Annotated in this window: 14 protein-coding genes; 4 read left to right on the top strand and 10 right to left on the bottom strand. The window is 60.0% G+C overall.

Going from position 1 to position 15,506, the window contains the following annotated elements:
• Positions 1-104: 104 nt before the first annotated feature.
• A complete protein-coding gene (locus KQI84_17730) occupies positions 105-1,676 on the top strand; it encodes a GAF domain-containing protein (GenBank protein ID MCB2156720.1) in 1,572 nt (523 codons plus the stop codon).
• A 150-nt stretch (positions 1,677-1,826) separates the two neighbouring features.
• Here the strand turns inward: KQI84_17730 and KQI84_17725 are convergent, their stop codons facing one another.
• Both KQI84_17725 and KQI84_17720 read right to left on the bottom strand, forming a co-directional pair.
• Positions 1,827-2,009, bottom strand: a complete 183-nt coding sequence (locus KQI84_17725) for a hypothetical protein (GenBank protein ID MCB2156719.1) — start codon at positions 2,007-2,009, stop codon at positions 1,827-1,829.
• Positions 2,010-2,014: 5 nt separating this feature from the next.
• Positions 2,015-3,082, bottom strand: coding sequence for a hypothetical protein (locus KQI84_17720; protein ID MCB2156718.1), 1,068 nt, complete (start codon positions 3,080-3,082; stop codon positions 2,015-2,017).
• A 261-nt stretch (positions 3,083-3,343) separates the two neighbouring features.
• Here KQI84_17720 and KQI84_17715 point away from each other — a divergent pair, with 261 nt between their 5' ends.
• From KQI84_17715 to ahcY, 3 genes are all read left to right on the top strand, one after another.
• On the top strand, positions 3,344-4,870 hold the full coding sequence (locus KQI84_17715; protein MCB2156717.1) for a glycoside hydrolase family 13 protein: 1,527 nt from the start codon (positions 3,344-3,346) through the stop codon (positions 4,868-4,870).
• Between the two features lie 142 nt (positions 4,871-5,012).
• Positions 5,013-5,984 (top strand): metalloregulator ArsR/SmtB family transcription factor, encoded by a 972-nt coding sequence (locus KQI84_17710; protein ID MCB2156716.1) that lies wholly within the window; start codon positions 5,013-5,015, stop codon positions 5,982-5,984.
• 47 nt (positions 5,985-6,031) lie between these two features.
• The gene (gene ahcY, locus KQI84_17705; GenBank protein ID MCB2156715.1) at positions 6,032-7,465 is read left to right on the top strand and encodes an adenosylhomocysteinase; all 1,434 of its coding nucleotides are present in this window, start codon (positions 6,032-6,034) and stop codon (positions 7,463-7,465) included.
• 342 nt (positions 7,466-7,807) lie between these two features.
• Here ahcY and KQI84_17700 read toward each other — a convergent pair whose 3' ends face one another.
• The 8 genes from KQI84_17700 to purN all read right to left on the bottom strand — a co-directional run bounded on the left by KQI84_17700 (position 7,808) and on the right by purN (position 15,464).
• Complete coding sequence (locus KQI84_17700) at positions 7,808-8,269, bottom strand: DUF1284 domain-containing protein (protein ID MCB2156714.1); 462 nt, start codon at positions 8,267-8,269, stop codon at positions 7,808-7,810.
• Complete coding sequence (locus KQI84_17695) at positions 8,266-9,555, bottom strand: YkgJ family cysteine cluster protein (protein ID MCB2156713.1); 1,290 nt, start codon at positions 9,553-9,555, stop codon at positions 8,266-8,268. The genes KQI84_17700 and KQI84_17695 overlap by 4 nt, the downstream gene beginning before the upstream one ends.
• A gap of 113 nt (positions 9,556-9,668) precedes the next feature.
• Entirely contained in the window at positions 9,669-10,739 is a 1,071-nt protein-coding gene (locus KQI84_17690; protein MCB2156712.1) for a sodium ion-translocating decarboxylase subunit beta, read from the bottom strand.
• A 93-nt stretch (positions 10,740-10,832) separates the two neighbouring features.
• Positions 10,833-11,252 carry a biotin/lipoyl-binding protein gene (locus tag KQI84_17685; GenBank protein MCB2156711.1) on the bottom strand — a complete coding sequence of 140 codons (420 nt, stop codon included), beginning with the start codon at positions 11,250-11,252 and terminating at the stop codon, positions 10,833-10,835.
• A gap of 3 nt (positions 11,253-11,255) precedes the next feature.
• The gene (locus KQI84_17680; GenBank protein MCB2156710.1) at positions 11,256-11,714 is read right to left on the bottom strand and encodes an OadG family protein; all 459 of its coding nucleotides are present in this window, start codon (positions 11,712-11,714) and stop codon (positions 11,256-11,258) included.
• Between the two features lie 19 nt (positions 11,715-11,733).
• Positions 11,734-13,284, bottom strand: coding sequence for an acyl-CoA carboxylase subunit beta (locus KQI84_17675; protein ID MCB2156709.1), 1,551 nt, complete (start codon positions 13,282-13,284; stop codon positions 11,734-11,736).
• Between the two features lie 294 nt (positions 13,285-13,578).
• Entirely contained in the window at positions 13,579-14,844 is a 1,266-nt protein-coding gene (purD, locus tag KQI84_17670; protein MCB2156708.1) for a phosphoribosylamine--glycine ligase, read from the bottom strand.
• Positions 14,841-15,464 (bottom strand): phosphoribosylglycinamide formyltransferase, encoded by a 624-nt coding sequence (gene purN, locus KQI84_17665; GenBank protein MCB2156707.1) that lies wholly within the window; start codon positions 15,462-15,464, stop codon positions 14,841-14,843. The genes purD and purN overlap by 4 nt, the downstream gene beginning before the upstream one ends.
• Positions 15,465-15,506: the final 42 nt, after the last annotated feature.

Here is a 15,506-nt window from a genome sequence, read left to right as displayed (position 1 = left end):
TGGAATGAAAATCCTTGCCAGCCTCGGCGCTCTTGTCCAGACATAGGAAAGACGTCTCTTGGGGTTGGAGCCAATCTGGCACGACGATGACGAACACACAGCAAATGCCTGTCTCGATAACGGAATCCGAGAAGTTCTCCTATGTCCAACTGCTGACGATCCTCAGCGAGATCGTCTCCTCCGGGGGCGAACTTGGTTCCGTTCTCAAGTCGACTGTCGAGCTGATTCAGCAATTGCTGCGCGTCGAGCGCTGCTCGATCCTCCTGCTGGACCACAAGGCCGCGGAACTCAGCGTCGCGGCGGCGTCCGGCATCGATCCCGAGCTGACCAAATCGATCCGAGTCAAAGTCGGCGAAGGCATTGCCGGCAAGGTGGCGGAATCCGGCGAGCCCCGGCTGTCGGTCGCAACCCGTCGCCGCGAGAACGACCGTCGGTACACCACGAATACATACATCAGCGCACCAATCCACTCCGAGGGCAAGGTCCTCGGAGTCATTAATATTACAAACAAGTCGGATCAATCGAAGCTGGACAAGGACGATCTGGAAGTCGTCCGCGCCGTCGCGCGATTCCTTTCCGTGACGATAGACCGCTTCAGCCTGGGCCGCCAGTTGCGCCACGTGAATGCGGAGCTGACAAAGGCCTTCGAGAGCATCCCCGCGGGGATCGTGCTGACAACCGAAGGCGGCAACGTCGTGATGGCCAACGGCCGGGCCAGGGGGCTGCTTGGCCTGGCGGAAGAATCTCAGATCGAGAACCTGGAAATCCCCGAGCTCAACAGCCTCGGCGTCAAGTTGCGGGAAATGGCGGACGCCGCCATCCAGAGCGCCGCGGAACAACGCGGCGACTTCGAACCGCTGAACGAAATGAACAGCCCGCTGCGCATCCACGCCGTGCCCATCACCGAGAACAAGGTCCCCACGCGCGAGGCCCTGTTGATCGTGATCGACATGTCGCTGACGCGCGAAGTCGAAGAGCTTCGCCGCATCGACGAGATGAAGAACAACTTCATCGCCGTCGTCTCGCACGAGCTGCGCACACCCCTCACATCGATCCGGGGCGCCGCGAATCTCCTGGCGACGCACTACAGCGGCAACTTCGACGACACCCAGCGCAACTTGTTGAAGATCGTTACGAACAACATCGAGCGCCTCGCCACGGTTGTGAACACGATCCTGGATATCGCGCTGCTCGATAACCACAAGTTGGAGCTGCAGTTCGAGCCCACAAATATTGAAACCTTGATCGAGAAGGTCCTGCAGGAACGCCAACGCAGCCTGGACGAACAGGAATTGATGGTCAGTTGGGTCGATCAGCAGGCGCTGCCGAATACGCTGGTCGATGTCGAACGGATGACCCAGGCAATCGAAGCCATTATCGATAACGCCATCAAGTTCTCTCCCCGCCAGGAAACGATCACCATCACGACGCATTACAACGGCGAGACCGTCGAAGTCACCGTGCAGGACAACGGCGAGGGAATCGCTCCGGAGTACCACGACCTGGTGTTCGAGAAATTCTTCCAGATCGAAAACCCGCTGACCCGTCGCAAGGGCGGCACCGGCCTCGGGCTGTACCTCGCGCGCCAGATCGTCGAACTGCATCGGGGGCACCTGACCGTCGACGACTCCGACCACGGCGCCCTGCTTCGCCTCGCACTGCCCGCTCGCGGCTGATTCAAAGGGAGTATCTCAAGGCCATCCGATGGCTGCAACTGCCTCGGCGCGAGTGAGATGGCAGCTTCCTTCCATCCACGTTCAGTCGGTAGCTGGGAGAGCGTCTCAATTCATTTCTCCCAAAGGTCAAGGCAGTTCCATTTGAAGATGCTAGTGCTTGGGAACCGCAATCCCAGCTCGCCTGACGTTCTTGACGACCTTGGCATTCGCTTGGTGCTTGTTCTCTGCGCAATATGTCTTCACCGTCTCGTGGGCCCGAGTCTTTGCTTCACTGACGATCCGTGCGGACGTCTGCACCAAACACGTTGTTTCTTTGCGAGTATTCTGAGACATTTTGACTACCCTTCCGATTGGGTGATTTCTTGAAGTTCCTCTTCGTAGAGGGCCCGTTGAGCGAAGTGCTTCGCGATCCATTTCCACTGTGTCTGTGTCTTCTGATTGTCGAGGAAGAACCTTCGTTTACTTGTGTCTATGGACAGTATATGGCTGATTGGGCCCTGCTCATCGCCCAATGAAATGGGGACAGCGAGAATCGAACCGATATGATCCTGCTGGCTTTGGTCAAAAAACCGAAAAACATGATCTTCCGCATGAGCCTTCTGGGCGTCTTCGATTATCGCGATTCTCTTGTGACGCCCACACCACACGACTAATGACCTATCTTCAGTAGTGTCAAGACGAAAGCAATCGCGATGACTTCCCTGCGGGCTCGATACACATCCCTCCGCCTGCCCGTTCCAGCTGAAAATCGGATGGTAGTAGCCTTCTTCATCCAGCTTGAAGTACGCAATCCTCAGTTCCTCCTTGCCGCCATCCTCTCTCCGGAGTCTCTCCTCTAGGAATTTGTATAAACAGAGCAGGAGGCACTTGATTTGAGCTAGAGGGTTTAGTTCCTTCATTAGCCGGGGCAGGTCCAAGACGCCCTGTCCACTCTCCTCGCTCCGCAGACGCTTCAGGCGAGTGTGCTTCTCGTTTACAACTCCCAGGAAGATATTCGTGAAGCCAAGGGTCGCCTCATGATCTTGCTTGGCCATTCGAAATTCGTCCTTCAGTTGATCGAGTTGGGAGCGAAGCCCGTTCAATCGCTTCTCCCACCGGTCTACGTTAATCCAAAGCGCCATCTGCCCAACCAGGAATATCGAACAAAGAATCCCTGCGATAGTCACGAGTAACAACTCTGGATCCGTAGTCTGATCATCATCGATTATCGCTGAAAGGTCAGCCAGATCAAGAACTACAGATGCAATTCCTGGGACAATCAGTGAAACAATCAGGCCTGCGGCAATACGCCGATCGCCTCCCTTCGAAAGCCACTCATCGATGTGCTCTAAGTACTTGAACAGCAGTGCAGAAAGAACAACAAAGATTAGAACCGGAAGACCTATCGCAACGACCCATCCGTTCATGGCTGAAGCACTCCTCTCCCTGCCGACTCAACTGGGTTATGGCGAAACTGCATTTATTGATTTGTACCCGATACACCAAACCCATAATCCGTGTGTCAACAGGAGAACCCCTGCATTCGAATCACTCCGCCTTCACTTGACCCTCGCGCGCCGCTCCGCATGATCGATGGAAACGGCCCGGGAGGTCTCACCATGAAACTTGCTTCCCTTGCGCTCCTGGCCGCCCTGGCGGCGACTTCACTTCAGGCTGAGCAACCCACCATGACGTATTCCTACGCCAATTCCTACGACCGCGACAAAGCCGAGGTCCTCGCCGAGCGCGAGGCCGACTGGCGCAATGGCGCGATCGTCTATCAGGTCATCGTCGATCGCTTCGCACCCCCGGAAGATCTCGAGGCGAAGAAAGACCTCTACCCCGCTCCGAAGACGCTCCGAGACTGGGGCGAGGTTCCCACCAAAGGCACGTACCTGGAAGAAGTCAACGTTTGGAGTCACGAGATCGACTTTTGGGGCGGCGATCTGGACAGCGTCCGGGCGCACCTTGACTATATCGACAATCTCGGGGTCGATGTGCTCTACCTGAATCCGATCCACAAGGCCTACACAAACCACAAGTACGACGCGCAGGATTACTTCACGATCTCGCCGGAGTACGGCGATCGCGAAGACTTGTCCGCGCTGGCCGACTCCGTACACGAACGCCACATGCGCCTCGTGCTGGATGGCGTCTTCAACCACATGGGCCGCACGTCGCCGATCTTCCAGGAAGCGATGGCCGACCCCGAAAGCCCCTGGCGCGAGTGGTTCTACATCGGCGATCAGTACCAGCGCGGCTACCGCGCCTGGGCGAACGTCGACAATCTGCCCGAGTTGAACCTGGAGAATCCGACCGTGCAGAAGCGCCTGTTCGGCGATCCGGATTCCGCGATCCAGGGCTATCTGCGCGACGGCGCCGACGGATGGCGCCTCGACGTGGCGTTCGACATCGGCTTCGACATCCTGGCTGGCATTACGAACGCCGCGCACACCGCGAAGCCCGGCTCGCTCGTCACCGGCGAGATCTGGAACTACCCGGAGGAATGGTCGCCGGCACTCGACTCGGTGATGAACTTCCACGCCCGCCAATTGATCCTCTACATGGTGAACGGCGATATCAGCGGCGAACATGCCGGCCGATGCTTCGATACGATGGTCCGCGATACCGGATTGGATCCGATTCTGAAATCCTGGATCATTCTGGACAACCACGACACGCCGCGCCTGAAGAATCTGATGAAGAACCAGTGGCAGCGGCGCATGGCCCAGGTGCTGCAGTTCACGCTGCCCGGCTCGCCGTGCGTGTACTACGGCGTCGAACTCGGTATGGAAGGCGGCGAGGACCCCGCCAACCGGGCGCCCATGCGTTGGGACCTGGTCAAGGATTCGAACAAAGACCTGCAATGGATGCGTCGCCTGATCGAGATGCGAAACAGCAATCGCGCGCTCCGCGTCGGCGACTTCCGACTGCTGGAGACCGAACAACTACTTGCCTTCATGCGTGTCACGGACCGTGTAGAAGAAACCACCATCGTCGTCGTCAACCCGACCGTCGAACCGATCACGGAAGTCATCCCGCTGCGGGACAGCAAACTGATGAACTGGGACAAACTGAGGGACGAGTTGAGCAAAGCCGAAGCGCAGGTCATGTCCGGCACAATGCGCGTCAAAGTCCCCGCGCGCACGGCCCACGTCTTCCGCCCGCATGTCGCTGAGACGCTGGAGTACACACCCTACAAGCGCGTTCAGTAGCCCCCTCTGCCACCGAGAGCGAAAATCCCGGGCCGAATGGGCCCGGGAGGGCAGGGCTCTGCATTTTCCCCTTGACCGCGCATCATCATATCATGATATCTGGAAATGCGCTCAGCGAGAATGCGCATGAGGTTTCCAGGCCATGGCCGTCAAAGACGTCACAAGACTCTTCAAAACCCTCAGCGACCCGACCCGGCTGCGCCTGACGCGGCTGCTGGACGCGGGGGAATTGTCGGTCATGGAGCTCTCCGAAGCCACACAGCTCGCCCAGTCTCGCGTCTCGAACCACCTGAAGGTCCTGCGTGAAGAAGGCATCGTCCAGGAACGCCGCGAGGGCCCCTGGCGGCATTACCGGATCGATGTCGACCGGCTGCCTGAAGCCGTGGCGCCGCTGTGGCAGAGCATCCGCGCGGCTTGGGATGGCGACGAGCTGTTCCTGGCGGATCTGGCTCGCATGGAGGGCGTGATCGCCCGCCGCGAGAAGCGCAACGGTCGCTTCTTCGAACGGATTGCGGACGAGTGGGACGAGATCCGCTCGGCGCTGTTCGGCGACTCGATCGGCCGGGCTCTGCTGCGCGCTTTTGTCCCACGCGACTTGACCGTGGCGGACATCGGGTCCGGCACCGGGCACGTGATCGAGCTCTTCGCCGACCGGCCGCGCAAGATCATCGCGATCGACAACAGCGAAGCGATGTTCTCGGTCGCGCGGCGCAAGGTCGAAGCGTGGGGCCTGGACAACGTGGAATTTCGCCAGGGCGACGCGCACGAACCGCCGCTGAAGCCGGGCGAGGTGAACATCGCGACGCTCGTGATGGTGTTGCAGCACCTCGACGAGCCGGGACGCGCAGTGCGCAGCGCGGCCAAGGCGCTTGCCCCCGGCGGGCTGCTGTACCTGGCCGACTTCATGCAACACCAGGAAACCTGGCTGCGCGATCACATGCAGCATCGGTGGCTCGGGTTCTCTCGTGAGCAACTGGACAGCTGGATGAATGAATGCGGCCTCGAAATCGACGGCTGGGTTGCGCTGCCCGGAAAGCCGTGGACGACGCCGGACAACAAGAAGGTCCAAGTGCCGGACGGCTTCGCGCTGCTGGCACGAAAGCCAGATGAATAAGAACCGACAATCCTCGACTTCCCATTAACCCCAAGGAGTAAGAAGACATGTCTACTGTCGAAAACCAGACCGTTCCTTACAAGGTCGCCGACATCGGCCAGGCCGACTTCGGCCGCAAGGAAATCGAAATCGCCGAGACGGAAATGCCCGGGCTGATGGCGATGCGCGAGGAGTATGGCCCGCGCAAGCCGCTGGCCGGCGCAAAGGTCAGCGGTTCCCTGCACATGACCGTGCAGACCGCCGTGTTGATCGAGACGCTCGTTGCCCTCGGCGCCGACGTGCGCTGGGCCTCCTGCAACATCTACTCGACCCAGGATCACGCCGCCGCCGCCATCGCGAAGGCCGGCGTTCCCGTCTACGCCTGGAAGGGCGAGAGCCTCGAAGAATACTGGTGGTGCACGAAGCAGATGCTGCTACACGGCCCGGATCGCGGCCCCGACCTGATCGTGGACGACGGTGGCGATGCCACGATGCTGATCCACCGCGGCTGCGAGCGCGAAGACGAGTTCGCGAAGACCGGCAAGAAGCCCGAGATCGATCGCAGCAACAAAGAAGTCGCCGTTGTCGACACGCTGCTGAACGACACCCTCGATGAGGACCCGCAGCTCTGGCACAAGGTCGCCGCCACTGTTCGCGGCGTCAGCGAAGAAACCACCACCGGCGTGCATCGCCTGTACGACATGATGAAGAAGGGCACGCTGCTCTTCCCCGCCATCAACGTGAACGACTCCGTGACGAAGTCGAAGTTCGACAACCTGTACGGCTGCCGCGAGTCGCTGATGGACGGCATTAAGCGCGCCACCGACGTCATGATCGCCGGCAAGCGCTGCGTCGTGCTCGGCTACGGCGACGTCGGCAAGGGCTGCGCCCAGGCCTTCGCCGGCCTCGGCGCCCAGGTCAGCGTGACCGAGATCGACCCGATCACCGCGCTGCAAGCCGCCATGGAAGGCTTCCCCATCGTCGAGATGGACGAGGCCTGCAAGTGGGGCGACATCTTCGTGACCTGCACCGGCAACGTCGACGTCATCACACGCGAGCACATGGACCAGATGAAGGACCAGGCCATCGTCTGCAACATCGGTCACTTCGACAGCGAGATCCAGGTCGACGCGCTCGATCCCCTCGAGTGGGTCGAGATCAAGCCGCAGGTCGATCACGTGATCTGGCCGGACGGCAAGCGCATCATCCTGCTCGCCAAGGGCCGTCTCGTGAACCTCGGCTGCGCCACGGGCCATCCCAGCTTCGTCATGAGCGCCAGCTTCACCAACCAGACGATCGCACAGGTCGATCTGTGGGAGAACCGCGACAACGGCAAGTACGAGAACAAGGTCTACGTGCTGCCGAAGTTGCTGGACGAGAAGGTCGCGCGTCTTCACCTCAAGAAGCTCAACGCCCAGTTGACCGAGATGAGCAAGAAGCAGGCGGACTACATCGGCGTTCCCGTCGAAGGTCCCTACAAGCCCGATCACTATCGCTACTGATCGAAACCAGAATCGCAGAAACCACGAGCCGCCCACACCGGGCGGCTCGTTTCATTGATGTGTGCTGTTGCACCCTTACAGGGTGCGGTTGCATTGCCTGCAAACCCAGGGCGGCGCTTCGCTTGCCCTGGGCTATCGGATGTTCAAGTCCTTCGGACTTGATGTGGAATGATCGTTTCTGTTCGCACCAAAGAATCCCAGCGAGACTCATCACTCACCATCGACGTAGAATCCCAACGGGATTCGACAATCCTCAGCACAGGGTCAGCGAGCAAGGCGAGCGCCACCCTGGGTTGCCGATCGATGAAACACGCACCCTGAAGGGGTGCCACACCCCCCCCCCTACGTCCCCAAACGCGCGCCCTTAAATCCGTCCGCGGTGCGTTCGCTGCAACGTGGATCCCATTCGCAATCCTTGCATCCGGTGCGAATGCGGCCGGTGCGGAATTCCTCGCGGAGAAACGCGATCAACTCCGCCGTCAACAACACCTGCTTGCCAAATTCAAAGGTTGGAACAACGTCTCCCGGCCAACGCGCCATCGACTCCGCGATTTCCCGCAACGCGTGCGCATCGCGCTGACGGACGCTCGCGTTCTCGCAATGAAAATCCGGGTGATCCCGACACGACATCATCGGCCCGCAAATGTCGTCGGGACCCTGGACAATTTCGATCTCCACGGGGCCGGCATTGATGCGCTGCATCAACGCGTCGAAATTCGCAACGAACTCCGGCGTGTATCCGGCTCCGCTGTACGTCAACATGCACAGGAAATGGTGTGGGCGAAAACGAATCGGCTCCATCATTCGATCGACTCCTCTGCACCGAGAACTTCATTCGTCGCACACACGGCGATGCCGGTTTCTTGAATAACGAAGGTGACCGCCTCTTCCTGCTTCTTCGGCAATCCCTCGAACGAGATCGAACCCGGTGTGCGGTCGAGAAAGCGAATCGCCTTCTGAATGTCGGGCAGTTCGACGTCGCTCGCGCCGCGGTCAGCCGCCAACGCTTTCGCCGTCCAGACGATCATCGGGAAGATCATCAGGAATCGGTTCGTCGATTCCACAAGTGGGTGCTCTTCGTTTCCGGCGATCAGGAACTTCTGGCCGACAATGTGGGCACACAGGAACGTCTCAATAACCGGCGGCGGATCGTCCAGGAAGATCGAGGCGCCAACCCGATCGATCTCTTCGAAGGTCGAATTCAGTTCGCGATTATCAACGTGAGGCCTGCCGGTGCGATCACGGAAGCTGTTACCGATCTCAAGGCGCCGCTGGCGTTCGCGCTCCTGATCGCCGCGCGTCATCTCGAAGAAATTCGGCGGCGTCGGATTCAGTGAGATGAACAGCAACTGATAGAAGACGGCCCGCTGTGAATCATCCATCGTGTCCGTCGCGGCTAGGCGGCGCACCTGGTCGGGGACACCCTTTGCGATGGCCTCGCGGAAAACGCCGGAGGTCGGCGCCGTCGGATTGCCTGTCGTCGCGAGACGAACAAACTCCAGCGCCGCGCGCACGCGTTGGAACAACGTCATGCTGCGATCCATCAGGTAGTTGACGAGGTAGCTTTCAAACTCCCACATGAGCTCGCCGGAAATCTGCTTGCCCGCGCTCAACTGATGACGACCGCGATCGACGGCTCGCCGCGATTCCTCAATCAGCTTCAGCCACTCTGGCGTGCGCGACGCAACCGTGCGACCCGTCATCCCACTGACTGCGTTACAGAAGAACGAAATCGGCACGGCCACGCGGTCGCCCATCGGATAGAAGCCGAACGGATAGAGCCGACAGAGCAGCGGCTTTGCCATCTCGCCGAAGTGCTGGTGGATCAGGCACTGCTGCTTCTCGCCGAGGAAAACGCACTCGCCGGCATCGGTACGCACCAGGCGATGGCGCCCCTTCGGCGTACCGGGCCCAAGCGCCGGCGTCGTCGTCTTCTCCCCCACCAGGCGTTCCTCGCGCCCCTTCCACTCCAGCGCAGAGATCGCCTCCTGCTCGCCCGGCATCAGGATCACCGTCCACGTCCGGCAACAATCGCCGCACTGCGTACACGAGTAGCGGACATTCGGTGGGGCTTCGAACTTGATCGTCATTCGCTGGCAACTCCCAAAAAGCAACCGGCACCGAGAGTACCCGGTGCCGGAGGAATTGCAAGTGAGATGGAGTGTAACCCGCCTCTAGCCACTAGTCACTAGCCACTTCTCCCCTACAGCTTCGAGAGAACCGACCACAACACACCGGCGGCGATCGCGGAGCCGATCACGCCTGCGACGTTCGGCCCCATCGCGTGCATCAGCAGGAAGTTCGACTTGTCGTACTCCTGGCCAACGGTATGCACAACGCGCGCGGAGTCCGGCACGGCAGACACGCCGGCGGCACCGACGAGCGGATTGATCTTGTCCTCTTCCTTCAGGAACAGGTTCATGAACTTGGCAAACAACACGCCGCTGGCCGTCGCAATCGCGAAAGAGAACGCACCGAGCGCGAAGATCTTCACCGACTGCGTCGTCAGGAACGTGCTGGCCTGTGTGCTGGCACCGACACTGAAACCAAGGATGATCGTCACGGAATCGATCAGCGCGTTGCGAGCGGTGTTGGCAAGGCGTTCCGTCACGCCGCTCTCCTTCAACAGGTTGCCGAAGAACAGCATGCCGAGCAAGTTCAGCGCGCCGGGCACGATGAAGCAGGTGCACAGAAAGCCGATGACCGGGAACAGGATTTTCTCGCGCTTGCTGACCGCACGCGGCGGCTTCATGCGCATCTTCCGTTCCTTGTCATTGGTTAGCAGTTTCATGATCGGCGGCTGGATCACTGGAACGAGCGCCATGTACGAATACGCCGACACGGCAATCGCGCCGAGCAGTTCGGGCGCCAACTTCGACGACAGGAAAATAGCCGTCGGGCCATCCGCGCCGCCGATAATGCCGATGGCGCCGGCCTGTGCGCTGTTGAAGTCGAGCCCCAGCGCGCCCAGCAGCGTGATAAAGATGCCCATCTGCGCAGCCGCTCCGAGAAAGAGCAGCTTCGGGTTGGACAACAGCGCCGAAAAGTCGGTCATGGCACCGATTCCAAGGAAGATCAGCGGCGGAAACCAACCCCAGCGCACACCGTGATACAGAATGTAGAGAACGGAGCCCTCGTTGTTGTACCCGAGGTTCATGGACGGATGGTAAGGAATGTTGCCGACAAGAATGCCGAAGCCGATGGGAACAAGAAGAAGCGGCTCATAGTCTTTCGAGATTGCCAGGTAAATGAACACAAGGCCCACGGCAATCATGATGAAGTTGAGCAGCAGGTCGATCTTGTCCGGCGTGAACAGCGGCGCCAGGCCGCTGTTATGGACGAACTGGATAAAGAAATCGATCATGGATCAGGCTCCGATCGAGACGAGTACATCGCCTTCGAGGACGGATTGTCCTGCCGCCACGTGGATCTTCGTGATCTTGCCGGCCGTGGAGGCATAGACTTCGTTCTCCATCTTCATGGCTTCGAGGATCGCAACGCACTGGCCCTGCTTCACCTCGTCGCCTTCCTTAACCTGAACATCCTTGATGATACCCGGCAGCGGCGACTTCACGTCGCCCAAACCGCCCGCCGGCTTCATACGTGCGGGCTGCGGGCCACCGCCGGTGACAACCTTCTTGCGAACGACCTTCGTCTGTCGCACTTCCCGCTCGATCTCGACCTTGTAGGTCGTCCCATTCACGACGACTTCCGCCTGGTCGCCTTCAAAGCGATCGATCGAAACATCGTACGTGTTACCATTGATGGTGTACTTGAATTGATTCATGGGTCACCACTTCCTGAAAATCTGAACTTGATCGTTCACGAGGCGCATTTTGCCCGAGTGCCACCAGGGCGAGTACGGGCGGGTGATCTTGCGGATGGTAATCTCGTGGGCAGCTTCTTCTTCGAAGGTGCGCAGGTCCATGAACAGTGCCAGCGCGATCGCGTGTGCCACTTCGGCGGAGATTTCCGGCTGCTCCTCTTCCGCGACCGCTTCGCCCGCCGTGCGCTTCTTGCGCTTCGGTTCGGATAGCTTCTTCAGCCATGACATCACGAAGAACACCGCCACCAGTCCCAGGAACACCGCCACCATACCGACAACGGCAATCTCGATTCCGAAGATGATGGAATCCAAGAACGCTCCCGGATTGTGCGCTTCCTCGACAACGTCGGCCGCTTCCTGGGCGAAACTCACCGAAGCAAGCAGCAGGACCGGCAATGTCATCCAGCGACGAAAGAACCTCATCGCGTAGCCTTCCTTTCTCTTACAACGGGATATTGCCGTGCTTACGCGGCGGGTTGGAATCGCGCTTGGTCACCAGCATCTCGAGAGCGCGAATGACTCGGAAGCGCGTGTTGCTCGGCTCGATCACGTCGTCGATGTAGCCGCGCTCGGCCGCGATGTACGGGTTCATGAACAGATCCTCGTACTCTTCGACCAGTTTCGCTTCTTCCTTCGTCGGATCCTCTGCCGCGTCGATCTTCTTGCGGTGAAGAACCTCGACGGCGCCCTTCGTCCCCATCACGGCGACTTCCGCCTGCGGCCAAGCATAATTGACGTCCGCGCGCAGATGCTTCGAGCTCATAACGCAGTACGCTCCGCCGTAGGCCTTGCGCGTGATGATCGTGATCTTCGGAACCGTCGCTTCGGCGAAGGCATACAGCAACTTCGCGCCGTGCGTGATGATGCCGTTGTGTTCCTGCGATGTGCCGGGCAGGAACCCCGGAACATCCTCGAACGTCAGGATCGGAATATTGAACGAGTCGCACAGGCGAACAAAGCGCGCCGCCTTGCGCGAGGCGTTGATGTCCAGCACGCCGGCCAGGTACTTCGGCTGATTCGCGACGATACCGACCGAGCGCCCGTTCATGCGACCAAACGCGGTAATAATGTTCGGCGCGTACTGACGCTGGATCTCCAGGAAGTTGTGATCGTCCATGATCAGCGCGATCACGTTCTTCATATCGTAAGGACGGTTCGGATCGTCGGGGACGATCGCATTCAGATCGTCTTCCTTGCGATTGATCGGATCGGTGGTCGACTGCAGCGGTGGCTCGCCCATGTTGTTCTGGGGCAGGTAGCTCAGCAGCACCTTGATCAGGTCGATCGCTTCCTCTTCGTTGTCCGTCGTGAAGTGCGACACGCCGCTGCGTGCGGCATGCACGGTCGCGCCGCCGAGCGATTCGGTGTCCACATCCTCGCCGGTTACCGCCTTCACGACCTTCGGACCCGTGATGAACATATAGGAGCCCTGGTTCATGATCGTGAAGTCCGTAATCGCCGGCGAATAAACCGCGCCGCCGGCGCAAGGACCAAGGATTGTCGAAATCTGCGGAACGACGCCGGAGGCCATCGTGTTGCGCAGGAAGATGTCTGCGTAACCTGCCAACGATCCGACGCCCTCCTGAATACGCGCCCCGCCCGAGTCGTTCAGGCCAATGATCGGCGCACCAACGCGGATCGCCATGTCCATGACCTTGCAGATCTTCTGAGCGAAGGTCTCGGACAACGACCCGCCAAAAACGGTGAAGTCCTGCGAGAAGACAAACACCTGGCGGTTGTTTACGGTTCCATAGCCGCAGACGACGCCGTCGCCGGCGAAGCGCTGCTTGTCCATCCCGAAATCCGTGCAGCGATGTTTTACGAAGATGTCGAACTCTTCGAAGCTGCCCTCGTCCAGCAACATGTCGATGCGTTCGCGGGCGGTGTACTTGCCCTTCTTGTGCTGCGCCTCGATACGCTTTTCTCCGCCGCCCAGGCGCGCTTCAGACTTCAGCGTCCTGAGTTGCAGAATCTTGTCTTGAACGGTGTGCATGGTATACTCCGGGTAAAATCGGTCCCGAGTCCAGTGCTGCAACGGGAGACCCGGGTGCGGGCCGAAACCGGCCTCCTCCCCGCTTTTCAAGGCCGGGATAGTGAGCAGGAGGGGGGTGGAGCGCAACCGGAAAAAGGACAACAAAGACCAAGTTTGTCCAATATGCCAATAAAGTACTATATAGGAATAATCTGCGCGCTCGTCAACTTGATATAGAAGCCTGAAAAAGAAAAACTTAGCCTGTGCGTGCCCGCCCTGCGCGCGCAGCAGCGTCGCATCCCATGACGCGCTTTTTTAGCCCCCAATATCGGTCCGAAACTGGAGCCCCTCCCAGGAGACCGCTCCAAGTGCCTCGTAGGCCCGGGCACGGGCATCAGCCAGGTCATCGCCAAGCGCCGTGACGCCCAGAACACGCCCGCCGTTCGTCAGAATCCGACCGTCCTCCGCGCGTGTCCCTGCGTGGAAGACTTTCCCCTTCTCGCCGAGGATCTTCGCCGCGTCCTCGAGCCCCGAGATCGCATCGCCCTTCCGCGGCGTCGCCGGATAACCCTCCGCGGCGCCCACGACGACTACGGCGGCACCTGGCCTCACGCGCAGATCCACCTCATCCAACCGGCCCTCCACAGCAGCTTCGATCACATCGACCAAGTCGTTTTCCAGCATCGGAAGAATCACCTGCGCTTCCGGATCGCCGAAGCGCACGTTGTACTCCAGCAGCCGCGGCCCGGCGGGCGTCATCATAATGCCGCCATAGAGCACGCCCTGAAATTCGATGCCACGGCGCGCCAGCTCCTTCAGTGTCGGCGCAAAGAAATCCCGCTCGATCGCCTGCACGTCTTCGCGCGCTACTCCCGGCACCGGAGCGAACGCACCCATGCCGCCGGTATTCGGTCCCGCGCCGTGGTCGAGCAGACGCTTATGATCCTGACTCGGCGCCAGGCAACGCACCGTCTCGCCGGATACGATGGCGATCACCGACATTTCTCGGCCAGTCAATGGCTCCTCGATCACAACGCGACGGCCGGCTTCGCCAATGGCGCCCCCGCTCAACCAATCCGCGAGCAATTCACATCCGGCCTCGATGCTCTCTGGAAGAACAGCTCCCTTCCCGGCAGCCAGGCCATCTGCCTTGATCCACCATGGCTCGTCCTTGGCGCGGTAGTATGCACAGGCCGCATCGGCGTCCTCGAACGCTGCCCATTCGTGCGTCGGCACGCCGGCGGCCTGGGTGATCTCGCGCGTGAATGCCTTCGAGCCTTCCAACTGTGCGGCTTCGCGCGAAGCGCCAAAGGCCGCAATCCCAGCGTCTTTCAGCGCGTCCACCACTCCCACGACCAACGGCGCCTCCGGCCCAACAACCACGAGATCAATGTGGCTTTCACGGCAGAAATCGATCAGTTCAATGAAAGGCGGAGAAAGGGGGACGGAGACGCATTCGGCATCCTGTGCAATGCCGGCATTGCCCGGTGCACAGAAGATACGCGCAACACGCGGACTCTGCTTCAACTTCCAAACGAGCGCATGTTCGCGCCCTCCCCCACCCAGGACAAGAACGTTCACAGAGTCTCCTCCGGATCAAAGAGAACAACGCGACGTCCCTTCACACGCAAACGTCCGCCAGCCTCCAATTGCACGGCACGCGGCAGCAACCGGTGCTCAACTGCATGAATTCGCGGAGCCAGGGTCTCGCGAATCTCGCCCGGTGTTATTTCCACCGCTTCCTGCATGATGATCGGCCCCGTATCGATTCCTGCGTCGACGTAGTGTACCGTCACACCGGTCACGTGCACGCCATACGCCAGGGCGTCGCCGATCCCATCCTTGCCGGGGAAGGCTGGCAGCAGCGCAGGGTGCACATTGATGATGCGGGGAAAGGCCTCAAGAAACTTCGGCGAGAGAATCCGCATAAATCCCGCAAGCACGATCATATCGACGCCTCGATCCCGAAGAGCCTCGATCAACTCCGCCTCAAACGCCTCGCGAGAATCGTAGTCTTCGTCGGGAAGGACCAGCGCCTCTACCCCCAGCCCGCGGGCGCGCTCGATCACTGCCGCGCCGGGACGATTACAGACCATAACCACAATCTGCGCCGGATCCATCCGGCCCGCGCGCTGCGCTTCCACCAGCGCCACGAAGTTCGATCCGGTTCCGGAAGCCAGTACCGCTACTCGAGTAGCCATGAGAATCACCCCCAGAGAGGGATTGAAGGGAAGATCCCGATG

The sequence above is a fragment of the bacterium genome (genome assembly GCA_020444065.1).
Classification (GTDB): Bacteria; Sumerlaeota; Sumerlaeia; order SLMS01; family JAHLLQ01; genus JAHLLQ01.
The sequence above is the reverse complement of the archived record's forward strand: the minus strand, read 5'-3'. Positions and strand labels throughout refer to the sequence as shown.

What these genes read in the sequence shown, in the direction of transcription:
- KQI84_17690 (MCB2156712.1), bottom strand. Translation starts at nt 10,739, where the DNA reads ATGATTGCCGTGGGCCTTGTGTTCATTTACCTGGCAATCTCGAAAGAC.
- purN (MCB2156707.1), bottom strand. Translation starts at nt 15,464, where the DNA reads ATGGCTACTCGAGTAGCGGTACTGGCTTCCGGAACCGGATCGAACTTC.
- KQI84_17730 (MCB2156720.1), top strand. Translation starts at nt 105, where the DNA reads ATGCCTGTCTCGATAACGGAATCCGAGAAGTTCTCCTATGTCCAACTG.
- KQI84_17675 (MCB2156709.1), bottom strand. Translation starts at nt 13,284, where the DNA reads ATGCACACCGTTCAAGACAAGATTCTGCAACTCAGGACGCTGAAGTCT.
- KQI84_17715 (MCB2156717.1), top strand. Translation starts at nt 3,344, where the DNA reads ATGACGTATTCCTACGCCAATTCCTACGACCGCGACAAAGCCGAGGTC.
- KQI84_17720 (MCB2156718.1), bottom strand. Translation starts at nt 3,082, where the DNA reads ATGAACGGATGGGTCGTTGCGATAGGTCTTCCGGTTCTAATCTTTGTT.
- KQI84_17700 (MCB2156714.1), bottom strand. Translation starts at nt 8,269, where the DNA reads ATGATGGAGCCGATTCGTTTTCGCCCACACCATTTCCTGTGCATGTTG.
- KQI84_17685 (MCB2156711.1), bottom strand. Translation starts at nt 11,252, where the DNA reads ATGAATCAATTCAAGTACACCATCAATGGTAACACGTACGATGTTTCG.
- ahcY (MCB2156715.1), top strand. Translation starts at nt 6,032, where the DNA reads ATGTCTACTGTCGAAAACCAGACCGTTCCTTACAAGGTCGCCGACATC.
- KQI84_17680 (MCB2156710.1), bottom strand. Translation starts at nt 11,714, where the DNA reads ATGAGGTTCTTTCGTCGCTGGATGACATTGCCGGTCCTGCTGCTTGCT.
- KQI84_17710 (MCB2156716.1), top strand. Translation starts at nt 5,013, where the DNA reads ATGGCCGTCAAAGACGTCACAAGACTCTTCAAAACCCTCAGCGACCCG.
- KQI84_17725 (MCB2156719.1), bottom strand. Translation starts at nt 2,009, where the DNA reads ATGTCTCAGAATACTCGCAAAGAAACAACGTGTTTGGTGCAGACGTCC.
- KQI84_17695 (MCB2156713.1), bottom strand. Translation starts at nt 9,555, where the DNA reads ATGACGATCAAGTTCGAAGCCCCACCGAATGTCCGCTACTCGTGTACG.